General features: G+C 34.3%; 15 protein-coding genes. 8 read left to right on the forward strand and 7 right to left on the reverse strand.

What is annotated here, in order from left to right; all coding sequences use genetic code 11:
* Positions 1-39 precede the first annotated feature (39 nt).
* The 3 genes from ACNQGH_RS16425 to ACNQGH_RS16435 all read left to right on the forward strand — a co-directional run bounded on the left by ACNQGH_RS16425 (position 40) and on the right by ACNQGH_RS16435 (position 4,922).
* A complete protein-coding gene (locus ACNQGH_RS16425; protein WP_417957115.1) occupies positions 40-1,212 on the forward strand; it encodes an nSTAND1 domain-containing NTPase in 1,173 nt (390 codons plus the stop codon).
* Positions 1,212-3,671: a tetratricopeptide repeat protein gene (locus ACNQGH_RS16430; protein ID WP_417957116.1), complete on the forward strand. Its 2,460-nt coding sequence runs from the start codon at positions 1,212-1,214 to the stop codon at positions 3,669-3,671. Before ACNQGH_RS16425 ends, ACNQGH_RS16430 begins: the two co-directional genes overlap by 1 nt.
* An 819-nt stretch (positions 3,672-4,490) precedes the next feature.
* Complete coding sequence (locus ACNQGH_RS16435; protein WP_417957117.1) at positions 4,491-4,922, forward strand: toxin-antitoxin system YwqK family antitoxin; 432 nt, start codon at positions 4,491-4,493, stop codon at positions 4,920-4,922.
* A gap of 284 nt (positions 4,923-5,206) precedes the next feature.
* Here ACNQGH_RS16435 and ACNQGH_RS16440 read toward each other — a convergent pair whose 3' ends face one another.
* Both ACNQGH_RS16440 and ACNQGH_RS16445 read right to left on the reverse strand, forming a co-directional pair.
* Positions 5,207-5,455: a transcriptional regulator gene (locus tag ACNQGH_RS16440; protein WP_417957136.1), complete on the reverse strand. Its 249-nt coding sequence runs from the start codon at positions 5,453-5,455 to the stop codon at positions 5,207-5,209.
* 25 nt (positions 5,456-5,480) lie between these two features.
* Entirely contained in the window at positions 5,481-5,624 is a 144-nt protein-coding gene (locus ACNQGH_RS16445) for a hypothetical protein (protein ID WP_417957118.1), read from the reverse strand.
* Between the two features lie 521 nt (positions 5,625-6,145).
* Between ACNQGH_RS16445 and ACNQGH_RS16450 the strand changes: the two genes are divergently transcribed.
* The gene (locus tag ACNQGH_RS16450; RefSeq protein ID WP_417957119.1) at positions 6,146-6,904 is read left to right on the forward strand and encodes an alpha/beta hydrolase; all 759 of its coding nucleotides are present in this window, start codon (positions 6,146-6,148) and stop codon (positions 6,902-6,904) included.
* Between the two features lie 39 nt (positions 6,905-6,943).
* Positions 6,944-7,558 carry a hypothetical protein gene (locus ACNQGH_RS16455; protein ID WP_417957120.1) on the forward strand — a complete coding sequence of 205 codons (615 nt, stop codon included), beginning with the start codon at positions 6,944-6,946 and terminating at the stop codon, positions 7,556-7,558.
* 294 nt (positions 7,559-7,852) lie between these two features.
* Here ACNQGH_RS16455 and ACNQGH_RS16460 read toward each other — a convergent pair whose 3' ends face one another.
* Positions 7,853-9,130 (reverse strand): replication-associated recombination protein A, encoded by a 1,278-nt coding sequence (locus tag ACNQGH_RS16460; RefSeq protein WP_417957121.1) that lies wholly within the window; start codon positions 9,128-9,130, stop codon positions 7,853-7,855.
* 251 nt (positions 9,131-9,381) lie between these two features.
* Here ACNQGH_RS16460 and ACNQGH_RS16465 point away from each other — a divergent pair, with 251 nt between their 5' ends.
* Entirely contained in the window at positions 9,382-10,149 is a 768-nt protein-coding gene (locus ACNQGH_RS16465) for a rhomboid family intramembrane serine protease (protein WP_417957122.1), read from the forward strand.
* Positions 10,150-10,195: 46 nt separating this feature from the next.
* Here the strand turns inward: ACNQGH_RS16465 and rlmB are convergent, their stop codons facing one another.
* The 4 genes from rlmB to ACNQGH_RS16485 form a co-directional block, all read right to left on the reverse strand.
* Complete coding sequence (gene rlmB, locus ACNQGH_RS16470) at positions 10,196-10,930, reverse strand: 23S rRNA (guanosine(2251)-2'-O)-methyltransferase RlmB (RefSeq protein WP_417957123.1); 735 nt, start codon at positions 10,928-10,930, stop codon at positions 10,196-10,198.
* Positions 10,931-10,996: 66 nt separating this feature from the next.
* Positions 10,997-12,442, reverse strand: a complete 1,446-nt coding sequence (locus tag ACNQGH_RS16475) for a SusD/RagB family nutrient-binding outer membrane lipoprotein (RefSeq protein WP_417957124.1) — start codon at positions 12,440-12,442, stop codon at positions 10,997-10,999.
* A gap of 3 nt (positions 12,443-12,445) precedes the next feature.
* Entirely contained in the window at positions 12,446-15,703 is a 3,258-nt protein-coding gene (locus ACNQGH_RS16480) for a SusC/RagA family TonB-linked outer membrane protein (protein ID WP_417957125.1), read from the reverse strand.
* Between the two features lie 85 nt (positions 15,704-15,788).
* Positions 15,789-17,504, reverse strand: coding sequence for a BamA/TamA family outer membrane protein (locus ACNQGH_RS16485; RefSeq protein ID WP_417957126.1), 1,716 nt, complete (start codon positions 17,502-17,504; stop codon positions 15,789-15,791).
* 174 nt (positions 17,505-17,678) lie between these two features.
* Between ACNQGH_RS16485 and rpsL the strand changes: the two genes are divergently transcribed.
* Both rpsL and rpsG read left to right on the forward strand, forming a co-directional pair.
* Complete coding sequence (rpsL, locus tag ACNQGH_RS16490) at positions 17,679-18,062, forward strand: 30S ribosomal protein S12 (protein ID WP_007136570.1); 384 nt, start codon at positions 17,679-17,681, stop codon at positions 18,060-18,062.
* 73 nt (positions 18,063-18,135) lie between these two features.
* Positions 18,136-18,612 (forward strand): 30S ribosomal protein S7, encoded by a 477-nt coding sequence (rpsG, locus tag ACNQGH_RS16495; protein ID WP_035668130.1) that lies wholly within the window; start codon positions 18,136-18,138, stop codon positions 18,610-18,612.
* The last annotated feature ends 5 nt before the right edge of the window (positions 18,613-18,617 follow it).

The raw sequence follows: 18,617 nt of genomic DNA on the forward strand, positions 1-18,617 counted from the left end.
AATTTTGTATATATATTTACGTGTCTAAAATGTATAATTATGATTGACAATATAACGGGTTCTCCAGTAGAGGGAAATAATTTCTTTGGGAGAGAAAAAGAATTAGAATATATATGGAAACATATTCAGAAAGGAAATTCAATAGTACTTTCTGCTCCAAGAAGAGTTGGTAAATCTTCTTTAGCAAAAAAAGTAATACAACAAGCTAAAGATGCTGGGTGGAATTCAATGGAAATCAATTTAGAAGAAATTAAATCTGAGGAGGGATTTTTGAAAGTTTTTATAAAAGAATTGCAGAAACAAGATTGGTGGGAAAAGACAAAAGGCAAATCTTCTGAATTAATTGAAACGGTATTATCTGGATTTAAACTTTCGGGAGAAGCATTTGGTGTAAAAGGTAGTTTTGAATACCAGAAAGGCAAAGAAGACTCTTATGATAATTTAAAAAAGTTACTAAATCATGGAGAAGATACATTAATAATGGTCGACGAAGTAACTGTACTGTTAAATAGTTTTATGGAAAGCGATCCAACTAATGGAAAGAGGAACGCTGAGTTCTTTTTAAATTGGTTGCGAAGTTTTAGACAGATTTCTGGGACTAAAATTCGTTGGATATTTTGTAGTTCTGTAGGTATTGATAATTTTACAAGTCAACATCAGTTGAGTCATACTCTTAATGATGTTGATCCTTATCCAATTGGAGCCTTTAAAAGAGATAAAGCAAAAAAAATGTTGGAAGAATTAGCGAAATCAGATGAGATTGTACTTTCGGATGAAATAATTGAATATATATTAGATAAATTAGGTTGGTTACTTCCTTACTTTCTACAGATTTTATTTTTTAAATTCTATCATTTAGTGCAGGTTGAAGATAAAGAAATTGCAATTAAAACTGTTGATGAAGCTTATAATTTGTTAATAAGCGAGAAACATCTTAATACTTGGGAAGAACGATTGAACGAATATAATCAACTAGAGAATTATGCACGAGAATTGCTAAAAAGACTTTCGAATAATAAAGAGGGAGAAAGTAGAAGTGTGCTTTTATCGTTCTTAAATACTAAGGTTAATGATCAAGAAAAAACAGATCCAATTTTAAGTAAGATTTTATATATGTTGCAAAATGATGGTTATATAATTGAAGAAGAGTCAAAATATAGTTTTCGCTCTCCTCTTTTAAGAGATTTTTGGTATAAAAGATTTTCAAAATAATGGATAAAGTAAAACATATATCATTAAGTCAATTAGGCCTATACAATCCACAGAGATTGGATGATAAAACAGTAGAAAGTTTATTTGTTGTACGGCAAAAATATTTTCAATTATTGATTGATAAAATCAATAAGGAAAAGCCAGGCAGTATTCCGCAACACTATTTGTTTATTGGTCAAAGAGGGATGGGAAAAAGTACTTTGTTGAAAAGGTTAGAGGTGGAATTGAGGAAAGACAATTCTAAATTTATTCCATTACTTTTTCCTGAAGAGCAATACAACTTAAATAAACTATCTGAATTTTGGTTAAACAGTTTAGATGCAATGGCAGATGTTTTGGAGGTACTAAAAAAGAAAGATGAAGTGAGATTAATTGATTCAAAAGTTAAAGAGCTTGAGAATATTAAAGATGAAGAAGATCTAGCTAAGCAAGCATTCCAATTTTTGATTCAGATATCTAAAAAAATTAATAAAAGAGCTGTATTGTTAATTGATAACATGAGCTTTATTTTTGATAGATTAGATAAAAATGAGCAACATACGTTACGTGCATGGCTCATGCAAAATGATGCGCCAATTCTTGTCGGGGCAAGTGCTGTAGAAATTGAAGAAACTTACAATTATGGTGCGCCTTTTTATGATGCCTTTCAAATTAGTTACTTAAATAAGTTGAGTTTTGAAGAGCTTCTTGAAGTTTTGAATAATTTAGCAAAGGTTACTAATGCAGAAGAAATTTTAAAAGATATTCATGAAGAGATAGCCCGTCTAAAAACGATTCATCAACTTACTGGTGGAAATCCACGAACAGCTGTAATACTATTCAAGATTATTATAAAAGGATTTTCAAAAGAAATTAATGATGATCTAGAGGCGTTGTTAGATGAAATAACACCTCTGTACAAAGCAAGATTTGAAGAGTTATCTGTGCAAATGCAAATTATTGTTGATGCAGTAGCTTTGCATTGGGATCCAATGAATTTGGCACAATTAAGGACCGAAACAAGACTTGAAAACAATCAGCTTTCTCCTCAATTAAAAAGACTAGTAGAATTAGGCTGGATTGAAAAATTAGATGCATACAAAGCTAAAGGGAGTGCCTATCAAATTAGTGAACGTTTTTTTAATATTTGGTTTTTAATGCGTCGAAGTAGTCGCAGACAAAAGAAAGAGCTTTATTGTCTGTCGAAGTTTTTGGAAACTTTTTATAGAGACGATTTGCATACTGTTGCAATGAACAGTTTATTAAGAGAAAGTCGAAGTCTTAATCATATTACTTTAAATTTTGGAATGGCAGAAGTAGTGAAAGACAAAAACTTAAAAAAACAACTTAAAGATAAATGTCATAAAGACTTAAGGGATGAAGTAAAAGAAAATCCTAGTATTTATGAACAGTTTGGTTTAGAGAACGATGTAAATGTAGATAACCAAAAGAATCAAGAATATATAAATATTGAAAAGCACTTATTAGAAGAGATTGGGAAAAATGAAAAGAATTTCGAAGCTTGGTTTAATTTAGCAAATATCTATCAAATTTTAAATAAAAATCTACAGTCTAAGAATGCATATTTAAAAACAATCGAATTAAATGACAAAATTGGAGCAGCTTGGAATAATTTAGGAAACCTTTATTGGCATGAATTTTTACTTAATGATAAAGCTGAGGAGGCTTATTTAAAAGCAATAGAAATTGATAAAACTTGTACTAATTCACTTTTTAATTTAGCATTGTTCTGTCATTCAGAATTAAAAAAATATGAAGAAGCTGAAAAACTTTATTTGAGTGTTGTTGAATTGGATGCGAATGATTCAGAAGCTTGGGGTAATTTAGGAGTATTATATATGCTAAATTTGCATAATTATGATAAAGCAAAGAAAGCATATTTAAAAGCAATTGAACTTAATCCAAATAATTCGGCTGTTTGGAATGTTTTAGGGAATCTATATCAAGACCACTTGCAAGATTATGAAAAAGCAGAAAAAGCATATAAAAAGGCAATCGAATTACAATTAGATTCAAATATGCCAAAATACAATTTAGTATTCTTATATAGAGACAAAATGAATAAGCTTGCTGAGGCTCATGAGTATTTTAGCAAATTAGAAATTGATGAAATGACTGCGGATAGTTATTGGCTAAATAAAACTCTATTTGAATTATATAAGAGAAATGAAGGTATTGCAAAAGAAGATCTTGAAAAGGCATTTAATAAAGTAGAACAATCTCTTCCGGTTTCTACCCAAGATGATTGGTGGCGTTTTGGTGCGGTTGTTATTAAATTAGGATATGGTAATTGGTTTCTAAGCATCCTTGAAGCCAAAGGCCTTGAAACGGTATTAGCACCTTATTATGTAGCAATAAAAGCATTAAGTGAGAGGGATATTGAAGCCTATTTAAATAGTCGAGCTGTTGAAATACGAGAACCGGCAAGGAAGATAATGGAAATTATGGAAAAGTACTAAATAAATATGATATTAAAGAAAAAGTAATCCAAGAAGGTGTAATGTATCGATGTGTTTAGCTGGCTCTTTCATATGACATTTAGAGAAAATCAACTATTTATAGTATTATAACACTAAAAACTGAGGCTGTCCGAAAATTACTTTTCGGATAGCCTCTTTCTTGGCAGCAGGTAATCTTGAAAAATCTAATGAATTTCTGGCAGATTAGTATAAAATTGTTTGTGTTAATGAAGATCTTTAAATAAGTAAATTTTTAAATTAAAAAAACCTTGGTTTTAAAGTATTGTGATTTGAATATCTTATTTTTAACTATTATTACGTAAATATTTCATTGTATGAAAGGTACAATTTACGCCTTGATTTTAGATGTTTATAGTCGATGGTTTCCAATATAGGACTGGGAAGAATTTTTATTGTTTATGATGACTCTCTAAAAATTTGACTGTTCTAAAATATTTTCTATTTTTCTTTCATAGGTGGTGCTTTACTCCAATTCTTCCTGTGTTTTATTGCCGTACTGTTTTCCTGAAGCACTATTAGTAAAACACTCTTTTGCCTCGTGCGCAACATAAGTTATACCGGCGAGCAGACTTTTCAAATATACATGGAGGATCTGAGAAATAATGAATGATTGTACCTGATGAAAGAAGATACAAAACAAGTATTCAACAATCTATAATTTTTAACATACTTTGCTTATAAACACCCTTCTTTGTTAAAGATTTTTATTACTGTACCTACATTCCATTTCTTCTTTATACTTTCGACATTTGATAATTTTAGATAATTTGATTTTTATAAAGAGTTAAAAAAAATGTTATGACTCATCGGCCATTATTTTTAAACATTGTTGTTATCTGTTTGTTTTTTTTTAGTTGTAAAACTAAAATTAATCAAATTAAAAATAATGAAAGAGAAGGTAAATGGATAACAATTGATACTTTGGATTATATCTATGAAATTAGAGGAAAATACCATAAAGGATTAGAAAAAGGGACTTGGCATTTTTTTTATAATGGAAAAATGATTAGAAAAGAAAAATATAAAAAAGATGTTTGTAATACTAGATATTATTACCCAAACGGGAAGTTGAATAAAAAAGGTTACACAAAAATCGAAAGTGATAAAAACGGTGATCATTGGTATTATTTTGGAAATTGGCATTATTATGATGATAAAGGAAGATTGTTTAGTATTAAAACCTATGAAAAAGGTAAAATTATTGATAGTTTAGATTTTATGAAAGACTGATAAATTATTACGCATACTCGTCGAAATATTATTTTCACAGTTTAAATTCTTCCAATGTACACATGTCATTCTCTTATTGCCAAAATACGATCTTGGAAGCTTAATTGCAAAAACAGACTTAGGTTTTTATTTAATCCTTATCATATTCAAAACTAAAATCTTTTTTACCTTTTCCTAGTAAAGCAGATAGTATTCCGATTAGTTTAGGTTCAGGCCTACTTTGCCAACGTGCATAAACATAAATGTCTTTTTTGGTACCAGCCTTTTTAGCTCTTTTAGTGTTTTTATTTTAATAAGGCAAGATCCTGAAGTTTATGACCTAATTCATCATCAGCTGCCAGTTTTAAAACGTCGTTTTGTAAACCTAAGAGACGCAATACATTAAAATAGGCTCCCATAGCTACGCTTGGATTTCCTGTTTCAATGAGGTATAAAGTAGAATGAGCAATATCAGCACATTCTGATACTTTTATGGTAGTCAATTTTCGACGTTTACGAGCTAGTTTTATATGCTCACCCATTTGTTCCAACACCAAATAACAATGATTTTTAATTTAATTATTGTGCATTAGACAATGCTTTTCTCCTTTTCTTTCTCTTTTTGTTTTTAAATTGGCTAGCTAAATAACCAGCGTTTATTCCAGATTGAATTAAATTAACAACAGCTCCAGCAAGTAATTCACTATTGTTTTTGTTACCCATATTGCTATTGTAGCAAAGGTGATACAGATTATTTGCTGGATGAATTAGGTCATGCAAACAAGTCTCTAAGTGAGGTATTAAAAAAAGTAATTCAGTTCGCTGGTGATTCCAAATCTGCACGTAATAACGGAAGCGTTATAGAAAAAGGTTGGGGCAGAAAGTTGAAATCTGTTTTTGACTCAGTGGTTGTTACAGAGATATAAAATTTAGTAAACGGAAAATGTTTTTTCTGGGCTATTTCCATAATGTACGGCCTATAAGGATTCAGAGGAGCCACAAGCACCCTTGAAATATTTTTCTATATTGAGTTTTGATGCTCTTAAACAGTATGTTCTTAGTTACATCCTACAGAAGATGTAACCCAAAATTCTATAAAGGATTCCCAAAGTGATGTAACACCTCCTCTGTTTTCTCTTCTACTTTTGCGTTATTAAATATTAAATGCTATTACAGTCATGAAAAATAATGTAAAGTTACCGGGAAAGCTATGGATAATTACTAGTATACTAATTCTTGTGTGCTTGTCGACTGCATGTGACAATGAAGAATTCAATCCTGTTTTGACGGAAAAATTCATTTTACAATCAAGCGATAATGGCGCGTCATATACTATAAAAGTTGGTTTACCAGTAAATTATAATCCAGTAAGCGAAAAATATGCAACAATCTATGTTTTAGATGGAGAGGAGGATTTTGATTTTGTAACCAGAAAGTGCGGTGAAATTTCTGATAAATATGACGTTGATAATGTGCTGGTAGTCAGTATCGGCTATGGAAAGGATCGAAGCATCGATTATACCCCTACAGCAGTCAGTTCAAAAACTGGCGGTGGTCCAGCGTTTTTACATTTTATTGAAAGCCAAATAATTCCTAAAATAGAGCAGAATTATAGCGTGGATACAACAAGAGATAGTCGTGTACTTGTGGGCCATTCTTACGGAGGCTTATTTGAAGTCTATGCGTTTAGTGTGAAGAACGAAGTGTTTGGTAACTACATTATGCTCAGCCCTTCATTATGGTTTGACAATCTGGTCGCTTTGCAACTTGAAAAGGATAATCGTGATACTAACAGGAATAGAAGGCAATTAGTATTCATGGGGATAGGCGAAGCTGAAAACAGCGGTAGAATGCAAGCTCCTTTTGAGGCGTTTTATCAAACGCTTCGTGAGAACTATTCTAATCTTAAATTGACGAAAAATAGTGAAAAAAATCTGGATCATAATGGCTCGAAGTATCCCAATATAGACAAAGGTCTGAACTATTATTTTCAAAACCGGTAATGCTGACCTATGATATTTAAAAACCAACCACTTCTTTATATGAAACCGAAAAACTTAATATTCTTCCTTGGTTTGCTTTTGGCTTGCAACTATAGTTTTGCTCAAAGGCAAATGCCTGAAGTAACAGAAAAAAAAATAACAGCAGATCAATTAACAATTGAGCCAGCTATTGGCATCCATACTAATTTTGGAACAGATTTTCTTATTTCAAATCTGGTTCAATGGAATCCATACAGCAATCTTGCGCTTGCCTCTCATAGTTCTCTTAATATCAACAATCCATTTCAGCGGGATTTTAACGGAATAAAAACGAACTATAATTATTCTATAAATCAAAAAATTGGAATCGGTTATACCTGCTATAGTAAAAGAAGTTCATATTCATTCCTGCTAATGGCTGGTGCCAGGTATACAAGTTTTAAGGAAACAGTTGAAACACCAGATTTAAAAAAGGTAAGTGTTGCAATCAGTTCGTTCAGTCCGGATTATGGATTGATGTATAGCTTAAAGAAAGGATTAGGAAAATATTTTTTTACCTATCGTATGTATATACCGTTATATCCTTGGCCAATTAAAGGTTCCAATAGCTCCTATTTGGATGGTAATGTTAATAACATTGCCTTGGAATTGGGGGTTGGAATAAAAATTAAATAAAAACTGAATCCACTTTCCTGATGATTTTATAATAATCACCTTTTAGTATGAAGCTTATATAGAAACCTCTTTGTACCACTTGTATTAACAAGTCACAATAGTATTTTGTAGAACTTGCATGATGTTAATGAATAGAATTGGCTAATGGCCGTGTTGGACAGGTCAGTGCGATTTTGCCGGATCGGGGTCTGAGAACAATGAAGAAAAAGTCGTGGTTTGTCGATTCTCTCGTCAATGAAATAAAAAAAACAAAGAGGCAATCTCTTTTTTATTTTGAGGCCTTAGCTGTTGCTTTTAATAGCCATATTTGTTTTTCCAACGATTTTTCAGGAATTCACGGGTAGTGTTTTCTCTAGAATTATTTCCTGGAATGTAAATGGGTTTGTTGCTTAGTTCCGTTGGCAGAAATTCCTGTTCCGCGAAATTATTGGCAAAATCGTGTGAATATTTGTACTCTTCTCCATATCCTAATTCTTTCATTAGTTTGGTGGGAGCATTGCGCAAATGAATGGGAACCGGTAGATCTCCCGTTTGTTTCACCAGTTGTTGAGCAGTGCCAATAGCAAGATAGGACGCATTGCTTTTCGGAGAGGTTGCTAAATAGATGGCGCATTGGCTTAATATAATTCTGCTTTCAGGATAGCCAATAGTGGTAACAGCCTGAAAGGTGTTGTTGGCCATAATAAAAGCGGTAGGATTTGCATTGCCTATATCTTCACTGGAGAGAATGAGCATGCGTCGGGCTATAAATTTTACATCTTCGCCTCCTTCAATCATTCGTGCCAGCCAATACACGGCACCGTTTGGATCACTTCCGCGAATCGATTTTATAAAAGCCGAAACAATATCATAATGCTGTTCACCACTTTTGTCATATAATACGGTATTTTGTTGCACCAGTTCGAAAACACGATCGTTGCTGATTATAATCTCGGCCTCATTTGAGGCGTTTACAACAAGTTCGAAAATATTTAATAGTTTGCGCCCATCACCTCCGGAAAGTCTCAAGAGCGCCTCTGTTTCTTTCAAAACAATATTTTTTGTTGCCAAAAAGGCATCCGTTTTCATGGCACGCTCCAACAGGGCTTCCAAATCAGCTTTTGTAAAGGCATTTAAAACATAGACCTGGCAGCGCGAGAGTAGTGCAGGGATCACTTCAAAGCTCGGATTTTCAGTAGTGGCGCCTATTAATGTAATCCAGCCTTTTTCTACAGCTGCCAGTAATGAATCTTGTTGGGATTTGCTGAAACGATGAATCTCATCGATAAATAGGATAGGGTTTTTTGCTGTAAAAAGACCACCGCTTTGTTTCGCTTTTTCAATAACATCACGAATATCCTTTACACCCGAATTGATCGCGCTCAGACTATAAAAAGGTCGTTTTGATTCCTGTGCAATAATTTGTGCCAAAGTCGTTTTTCCGGTCCCCGGTGGTCCCCAAAAAATAAGTGAAGGAATAATTCCTTTTGAAATTTGTTGGGTCAATGATCCGCTTGGTCCTACCAAATGGGATTGACTGATATAGTCTTCTAGTTTTAGTGGTCGAATGCGTTCTGCAAGTGGTGCTTCCATTTTGTAAAATTACTATTTTTTTAAGGTGTATGTGCCTGAGATTGTCAAAATTTATTTTTCTTAGGCGCTATTTCAAGCGCCTTACGCTGTCTTTTAATCTCGTTAAAAAAATTGAAATAAAAGCGGTGCACAGCTTGACCAGGCATCACAAATTAAAATGCCTTTTTAGTTTTAGTATGACAAATTAGCATTAAATTGCTTTTGGATAAATTTTTGAGTTTAATTGAGTACGAACACGAAAGCTAAAACTAATGGATAATCATTTCAAATTTACTAACGCGGTTATTGGACTTCCGCTTTTTTTTGTAGTATTCCTGTGGTTTGTTTTTTGGCTTGAAATTCGATTTGATTTTGATTTTGTTGAAAATGGAATTTATCCAAGAACATTTTCCGGTTTGCAGGGAATTTTATACAGTCCTTTTATTCATAGTGACATTGAGCATTTGTATAATAATTCCATTCCATTGCTGATTTTATTGGCAGCGCTGCAATTTTTTTATGCGAAGCAGGCTGTCAAAGTCATTGGATTTGGAATTTTACTTTCGGGACTTATTACCTGGGTGATAGGAAGGGATAACTATCATATCGGGGCCAGTGGCCTGGTGTATGTCTTGGTCAGTTTTATTTTTTTCAAGGGAATTCAGACAAAATATTATCGCCTGGTTGCTTTGTCGCTTGCTGTTGTGGTTATTTATGGCGGTTTAGTTTGGTATGCTTTTCCAAAAGTGGATGAAAAAATTTCGTGGGAAGGTCACTTGGCCGGATTGATAACTGGTTTTGCTCTTTCTTTGATTTATAAAACGCCGGAATATAAAAAGGTACTAAAATACGATTGGGAGCAGCCAACGTATGATCCTGACGAAGATAAATTCATGCAGCGTTTCGATGCCAATGGCAATTTCGTTAATTTGCCGCCGCCGGAAGAGCCAATGGAATTATCGACCTACTATGCTACTGATTTCCCTGTGGAATATACAATTGTCGTAAATGAAAAAAATGAACTAAAACCAGAGTCTTAATTCATTTTTTTCAAGGATATCGTGTAACGCGAAATCAAACTTGTTTTTAGCTTCTTTGTCGTACCGCTTCGTATAAAAAAGCACCACAGGCTACCGAAACATTTAAAGATCCGATAGTTCCAAACATCGGTAGTTTTGCTTTTTCATCGACAATTTTTAAAACCGAAGGATTTACCCCGCGGTCTTCTGATCCCATAATAATGGCTACAGGTTCGTTTAAAGAAATATCGTAGATGGTTTGCTCTGTTTTTTCTGTAGCAGCTACTGTTTTAATGCCACTGGCCTGTAACAGAAAAATAGCATCTTTAATGTGCTCCACTTTACAAATCGGAATATTAAAAACCGCTCCTGCAGAGGTTTTAACTGTATCTCCATTTACAGGTGCGGAACCTGCCTTTTGAACAATGATTCCATTTACACCAGTACATTCAGCTGTTCTGATGATTGCACCAAAATTACGTGCATCAGAGATTTGATCCAATATTAAAAACAACGGTTTTTTTCCGTTCTCAATTACAGATTCGATAAGTGATTCTAAATCAAAAAAGGAGATAGGAGAGATGGTTGCCACTGCCCCTTGATGGTTATTAGGCGTAAGTCGATTCAGTTTTTCAACAGGAACATAAGAAAAATTAATGTTACCACGCTTCATCACTTTCATTAAGTCTTTCATCAGTTCGCTGCTTGCTTCCTTTTGAATATAAACTTTGTCTACCGTTGCGCCCGCCTGTATGGCTTCAATTATTGCTCTGATCCCGAATATTTGGTGTTCTTTTTCCATGGTGCAAATATATAAAAAAAAACCACCCCAAAAAATGGGATGGTTTTAATATAATCTTGAAGATAATTAGAATTTATCCCAGAAAAGTTTAGTAGATAATTTATCACCACCGATCGCTGTTGCTGCAGCAGTAACGTTAGTGGCATTTAATTGTTGTTCTCTTGAAGGATAAGTATATCTCACAGGAACAGTTGTTTGGTTGTTATAGGTTACAGCCGGAGCAACCAAAGCAGGGAAGTCCAATCTTCTTACCGAAGTCCAGGCTTCAAAACCTCTGTTGTAAAGTGCAATCCAAGCTTGTTCTCCAATTTTTCGCTTATCAGAACCCGTTGCTGTAGCATATGCTACACTTGGCAAAGCCAAATAAGTTAGTATATCAGCAGCGTCAACGCCCCAATTTTGCATAGAAGCAGTAATACCCGCAGTATAATGAGTAGCAGCAGTACCACCAACGGCAACACCTTTTGCAGCAGCCTCAGCTAACAAAAATTGAACTTCCGCATAATCAAATATGGTTCCAGGGAATTTTTGATCATTAAGCGTAGCGCTAATATGAGAGAAACTTGCAAAACTGTTTGAAGTACCATAAGTACCACCTACATAAACTCCTCCTTTTAAAGTGAAGTATTTTGCTCTTCTAGGGTCAGTCAATGCATTCATTTTGTTAACTAAAGTATTAGCCGGAACAAAATCATTTCTTTGGCTTACAACTAAATCAGCGTACAACGGATTAGAATTCCCAACCGAAGTATCCAAATAGTTTAAATTTGTATTGTCAGCATTGCTACTAATGATACCAGAAGCTAAGGCAGCGGTAATTTGTGCTGTTGCATAAGGCGCTTCAACATCAATCATATTTACACCCATTCTTAAACGTAATGAATTGGCGAATTTTTTCCATTTCATTGCATCTCCGGCATAAATTAAATCCGCAGCTCCAAAATTAGCACTAGATGATAAAAGGGATACATCAGTCGCTAATCTCGCAAGTAAATCTTTATAGATTGTTTTTGCATCATCGTATTTTGGTAACGGATGCGCTTCAAGGTCTAAAGCCTCTGAGTAAGGAACATCACCAAAAGTATCCACCAAAACACTGTAAGTGTATACCATCATAATGTCTACAATTGCTTTTTTGTTGTTCAAAACAGCAATGTCTGCAGCTGCAATCGGTGCTTCAGCATTTAGTAAAGCTCTAGAGTTAGCTAAATCTTTTAGACCGTCTCTGTACAATGCCTGGTAGGTATTAGCAGGAATGGTTCTTGTCGTAATATCATACTGACTTTCATCTGGATACGTTGTTTCTGTCCAGTGTTGTGCAAATAGTCTGTAGACATTTAGGTTCACAGAAGTGCTTACCATTTGATCTACAATTGCTTTTTGGGCATTGGTGAATAAAAATTCAGCCTTTGTAGTGGTAGGATTCTTTGTGTCTTGATTTAAGCCTGTAATATCATCAGAACATGATACGGTCAGTGCTATAAATGCAATTATTAATATTAATTTTTTCATAATTTAAAATTTAAATGTTAGGTTACATCCAATGTTTCTTGTTGTAGGCAAAGAACCTGTTGAATATCCAGATGATGCAAGAGTAGATCCCAATCCACTTTCTGGATCAGCATAAGGAAGACTTTTATCAATTATCCAAAGATTTGATCCAACAATACTGAATTTCATTTCATTCATGTGCATTTTAGATACAATAGTTGAAGGCAAGGTATAAGTAATATTTACTTCTCTTAATTTAATAAATCCTGCATCATAAATGAATGCTTTATTTGGCTGTCTTCTGTATCCTTGCGTGTTTCCGTATTGGTTAGGAGCAGGAGTTCTTACTGTGTTAGGAGCTCCGGCAGCTGTTACACCCGGTAAAATAATACCACCACCATTGGCGATTGTATTTCTGATAGGATTTCCTAGTTCATTTAGACGTGCAGATTCAGCATACAAACCAGTAGCTTGACCGTACGATTGGTCTAATGACCAGATGTCTCCACCTTTTTTCATATCGATTAAGAATCCTAATGATAGGTTTTTGTACGTGAATTTATTTCTAACACCACCGATCCAGTCTGCGTTAATATCTCCAATAACATTATTTGTAGAAGTATTGATTACATATCTACCATTTGCACCTACCACTTTTTCACCGTTTAAATAAGTAAAATCGGTTCCTTTAATAATCCCTAATGGTTGTCCAACAACGGCATTCAATGATACTCCTCCTTGAAAACTATTTAATTGTAAATTTTCGATACCAGGAGCCAAAGCCACTACTTCACTTTTGTTTTTAGACCAGTTTACAAATATGTCCCAGGCAAAATCTTGTGTTTTTATAGGAGTAGCGTTAAATTGTACCTCGATACCTTTGTTTTCAATATCAGCAGCATTAACGTATTTTCTAGTATAACCCGTAGTAGATGAGAATGGTACTGCTACAGCTTCACCTGAGTTCTCATTTTTATAAACAGATACGTCAAATCCTAATCTTCTATTGAAAAATTGCATCTCTAATCCAATTTCTTGAGTAACCGTTTTAATCGGCTGTAAATTTGGATTATTTTTGTCATTATTTACAGAATACAATTGCTGACCATTAAAAGGATCAAATTTTGTATAGGTGTCGATTAAAGACAAGCCTGGAGTTCCTAACGGACTTTCAGAATAGCCTCCTCTTAATTTTCCAAATGACAACCATTCCTGGTCAACTAATTTTGTAAAAACAAAACTTCCGGAAACTGAATTGCTAAACAATGCATTGTCTCCTTCAGGTAGGTTAGAAAATGCATCTCTTCTTGAAGTAGCATCTATAAATAACATGTCTTTGAAGCCTAATGAAACGGATGCATAGTAACTATTTACACCCTCTTTATTCGCTCCTTCTAAAGGGAATGGAACGGAGCTTTTTGAATTGGTTAAACTATAGATACCAGGAACGATAAGTCCGCCTTCTGTTGATGCCAATATTGAAGTGACATTAGATCTTTTAGCACTTCCACCTAAGATACCATTGAAAGTAAAGTCTTCAGAAAAGTCGTGTTTGAATGTTAAGATGAAATCATAGTTTTGTTCAGAAAAGTTTCTGTTGTATCTTTGATATCCAGAACCCTCGTCATTTCTATTGATTCCAAATTCTGCAGGTACAGAACCAACAGCTCTTCTTTCTTCACGTAATTCTGAGAAGGAATCAGAGGATACTTTACCTGTAGCAGTTAACCAGCTAGTAAGTTTGTAGTCTAATTTAGCGTAACCGGTAAAACGGTTTCTGCTATCGTTTTGGTAATTTTTGTATCTTGTAAAGTAAGGGTTGTCCCAATAGATAGGTCTTAAATCTGTAGGATCAGACCAGTTCCAAGTTACGTTTTGTCCATCAGATCTTTCATATACTTGTTTCAATTCCTGAATATCTACATTGGTTTGAAACCATTGACGGAACATTCCTGCGATATTGTCATTGTATCCTGTAGAGTTTCTACCAACAGTACCTTCTTGAGAATAATTGACAAATGAACTGAAAGCCATTTTGTCTGTAAACTGATGATTTAATTTCAAACTGAAACTATTTTTTTTCAATTCACTGTTTGGCATAATACCATTTTGTTTGGTATTGTTGTAATTAAAAACAACACTTGTTTTTTCGTCTCCATCTTCAAATGATACTGAATTTGAAATAGAAAGTGGAGAGTTGAAAAAAGTAATTGGGCCATTTTTAGCTGCTTGCCAAGGGGTTGCTTTTCCATAATTATCAGAATATGGCGTAAATGCATTCCAGTTGTAAACCATTAAGTTAGGATCGAAAGCAGCTCCATAAGAAGCATCTTCCGATGTTGGAACCACTAAATCGTCAATACCATCTCCGTTAATGTCTCTGGATAAAAACAATCCGGAAGGATCTTCGTAAAAAGGACCATATCCAGCTCCGTATTTGTTTTGGTATTTAGGGAAAGTAGATTTGTCTATACCACCGGTTACTACCTCTGAAGAAACAGTAATTCCCAGTCCTTTTTTAGCTTTTCCTTTTTTAGTAGTAATCATTATTACCCCGTTACCAGCTAAATAACCGTATAATGCAGAAGCAGCTGCTCCTTTTAATACGTTTACAGATTCAATGTCATCTGGATTGATATCCATTGCATTATTACCATAATCATAGGTAGTACCTCTACCAGCTGATTGATTCCCTTGATTCGAGTTTGTGTTGGAATTGTTTATTGGCATACCATCAATAACAATAAGCATTTCGTTGGTTTGTCCAAGCGCTTTAACACCTCTGGATATTGCGCTAGTGGATCCTCCAAAGTTGTTGTTTCTTTTGATATTAACCCCGGCAACTTTACCGGATAGTTCGTTTAAGAAATTTCCGCTTCCTGCTCCAGCTGTTAAATCAGCTGCTTTAATTTCCTGTGTAGCATACCCTAGAGATTTTTTTTCTCTTTTAATTCCTAAAGCCGTTACAACAACGCCTTCAAGTTCTAGTGCACCACTGGCTAATTTTACGTTAACAGTTGATGAACTAGCTGCCACTTCTTGAGTTTTCATCCCAATGTAGCTAAAAATCAAGACCTGGCTTGATGTTGCTCTGATAGAATATTTTCCATCAAAATCAGTTTGTGTTCCAGTTTTAGTTCCTTTCACTAATACACTCACACCTGGTAAAGGTAAGCCTGTATTATCAGAAACAGTTCCTGAAACAGCTCTTTCTTGCGCAAAAGTTAGTTGCGCCACAAGTACTACTAATAGCACTAAGAATCCATTGAACTTTAGTTTCATTTTTAAATATTTTGAATTAGTGAGACAAAAATCTTAATAATTTGTTAACTTTCCTAACATTTGAAATGATTTTTTATGCACGCATTCAAAATTTAACATTATAACATATGTGAATGATAGTGTTATAAAAATTGAAATTTTGGTTTTTTATGGTTCCGTTTGCGAAGGCTAATTTCAGTAATCCGTTTTTTGTTTGTAAGCCGAGTCCCAGTCCCAGTCCGGCTAAGCTCGTTTTTTGGTTGTTTGCTGCGCTGTTGCTTTTGTCTTTGTAGATCGCATAATCGATTATGGAATGAATGTATAAACTAGGGGAAAGAATATACCGATATTCTGTTAAAATTGATGTTAAAAAGTTAGCTTGAAAGCTGTTTTCTTCAAATCCCCGTATGGAATTGATTCCTCCAAAACGAAATAGCTCATTTATAATGTAAGTGTCGCTTTGCAAATAATAATTTTGACTTCTGAGATTGATGCAGTTTTTTTGATTCAAATAGAAATTATGCATCATTTCGATATGAACGTAAAATTGTTTGTTCGCGGTTGTTGTTTCGGATGGGTTGCTGGAATTTCTTTTTCCGAGTCCGGCTAAAAGGGAGAGCGTCGATTTTTTTTGAAATAAAGAATTATCAGTATCATTTTTCGTGTATTCGAAAGCTGTGGTCAAAAATGAATTTTTGTAATCACGGAGTTGTTCGCTGTTGGTATTCTGAATGTCACTGGATTCGGTTGCCTGGTAGCCCAGATAGATTCGGGTGTTGTAATGGATGAAATAGCCTAAATCGATTCCGGTTTTTGTGTTTTGGTAGGTGCTGTCCTGTTTGAAAATGGTAAGGCTGGCTTTGAGTCCGATCGGGCTTTTAAATGCGTAGGGTACTTCTATACTGGTTTTAAATGTTTTTTGCCTGTTTCCGTCACTTTTCCAAAACAGTGAAAATTGTTCTCCTGCGCGTAAGGTGTTTTCCAGAGTGATGTCTGCATAGCCGTTAAAAATTATTTTTTTGTTTTCATTGTTGGAAAATCCGATGAAGCCGTCAAAAGTGTTGGACTTCCTTTTTTCAAGATACACATATATTTTGGTGCTGTCTTCTGTGAATAGAATTTCAGGGTATTTTACCTGGTTTGCAAATTTAAATTTTTCAAATTCATGATGCACTTCGTTGACAATGTTCTGATTGAAAATTTTGTTTTGATAGTTGCGATTGATTTGGGCCAGGTATCCTTTGGGGAAATGGATTGTATTGCTGTTTTCGGCATACTTGATTTCAATCGCATTTAATTTTCTTTTTTTGTCCGCTGTGAAGGCTAAATCAGCGTAGAGCGTTTGTTTTTTATTTTGAATATTAGCCAGTTTAACGGAAGCTAAAGCAAATCCCTTTTGTTCTAATTTTTGTGACGCGTCCTGTAAAAAGGCTTCTGTTTCTTCATATCGGATGACAATCGTGTCTTTCGTTTTCTCGGGTACAATCGCATTGTATACTTCGTTATTTCTACCTATATATATATGTATGGTTTTGATTCTGTTTCCGAGCGTCAATTTTGTCACATAACTGGTGTCGTTTATTTTGAGATTTTCAGTTATGCTGTTTTCTATAAATCCTATTTTAGCCAGTTGAGCAGTTATTCGAATGATTTCGTCCTGAAGTGATTTTGTGTTTTTATGATTGGGATGGTACTGCAGTGAATCGATGGTTTTTGTTTCTGATTTGGTGTTTCCAATGAGTCTCAATTGAAAATTCTGAGCAGAACAACAGGATCCCAAATTCAAAAAGAGAAGAAAAAAGAGCAAAGGTTTCAAATCCATGTATGTTTTAATAAATGTAATGCAAATATCTGTGGTTTGTTATAAAAATCAAATGACAAAATAATCTTATTGAAAATTAATAGTTTAACGTTTGTAGAGTGAAAAATATTTTCTACATTTGCAACCCCGTAAAAAGCGGGAATTTAATATAATAAGAAATTTTTAGTATTAATTATGCCAACAATTCAACAATTAGTAAGAACAGGAAGAACTCAGATAACTAAGAAGAGTAAATCGGTTGCTTTAGATTCTTGTCCTCAAAGAAGAGGGGTTTGTACGCGTGTTTACACTACAACACCAAAAAAACCAAACTCTGCAATGCGTAAAGTAGCGCGTGTACGTTTGACAAATGGTAATGAAGTAAATGCCTACATCCCTGGTGAAGGACACAATCTACAAGAGCACTCGATAGTATTAGTTAGGGGTGGAAGGGTAAAAGATTTACCAGGAGTTAGATATCACATTGTTCGTGGTGCGCTTGATACGTCAGGAGTAGCAGGAAGAACACAAAGAAGATCTAAGTACGGAGCAAAACGCCCAAAAGAAGCAAAAAAGTAATTTAAAAAGTTGGACTCATAGGCATGCGATTCATCGCATTGGTATGGGTATGACATTTTATTAAAAAAAAGACATGAGAAAAAGAGCGGCAAAGAAAAGACCACTTTTACCAGATCCGAGGTTTAACGACCAATTGGTAACACGTTTTGTGAACAACTTAATGTGGGATGGTAAAAAATCAACAGCTTTTAAAGTTTTTTATGATGCAATTGACATTATAGAATCCAAAAAGCAAGATGCAGAGAAACCATCATTAGAAATCTGGAAAGATGCTTTAACAAACGTTATGCCTCACGTAGAAGTACGTAGTCGTAGAGTAGGTGGAGCTACATTCCAAATTCCAATGCAAATTCGTCCGGACAGAAAAATTTCTATGGCGATGAAGTGGTTGATACTTTATTCTAGAAGAAGAAATGAAAAATCTATGGCTCAAAGGTTAGCTTCTGAATGTTTAGCTGCGGCTAAAGAAGAGGGTGCTGCTGTTAAAAAGAGAATGGATACACACAAAATGGCAGAAGCTAATAAAGCGTTCTCTCACTTTAGATTTTAATTCAT

Origin of the sequence: Flavobacterium kochi (genome assembly GCF_048286715.1) — a bacterium.
In the GTDB taxonomy this organism is placed as follows: Bacteria; Bacteroidota; Bacteroidia; order Flavobacteriales; family Flavobacteriaceae; genus Flavobacterium.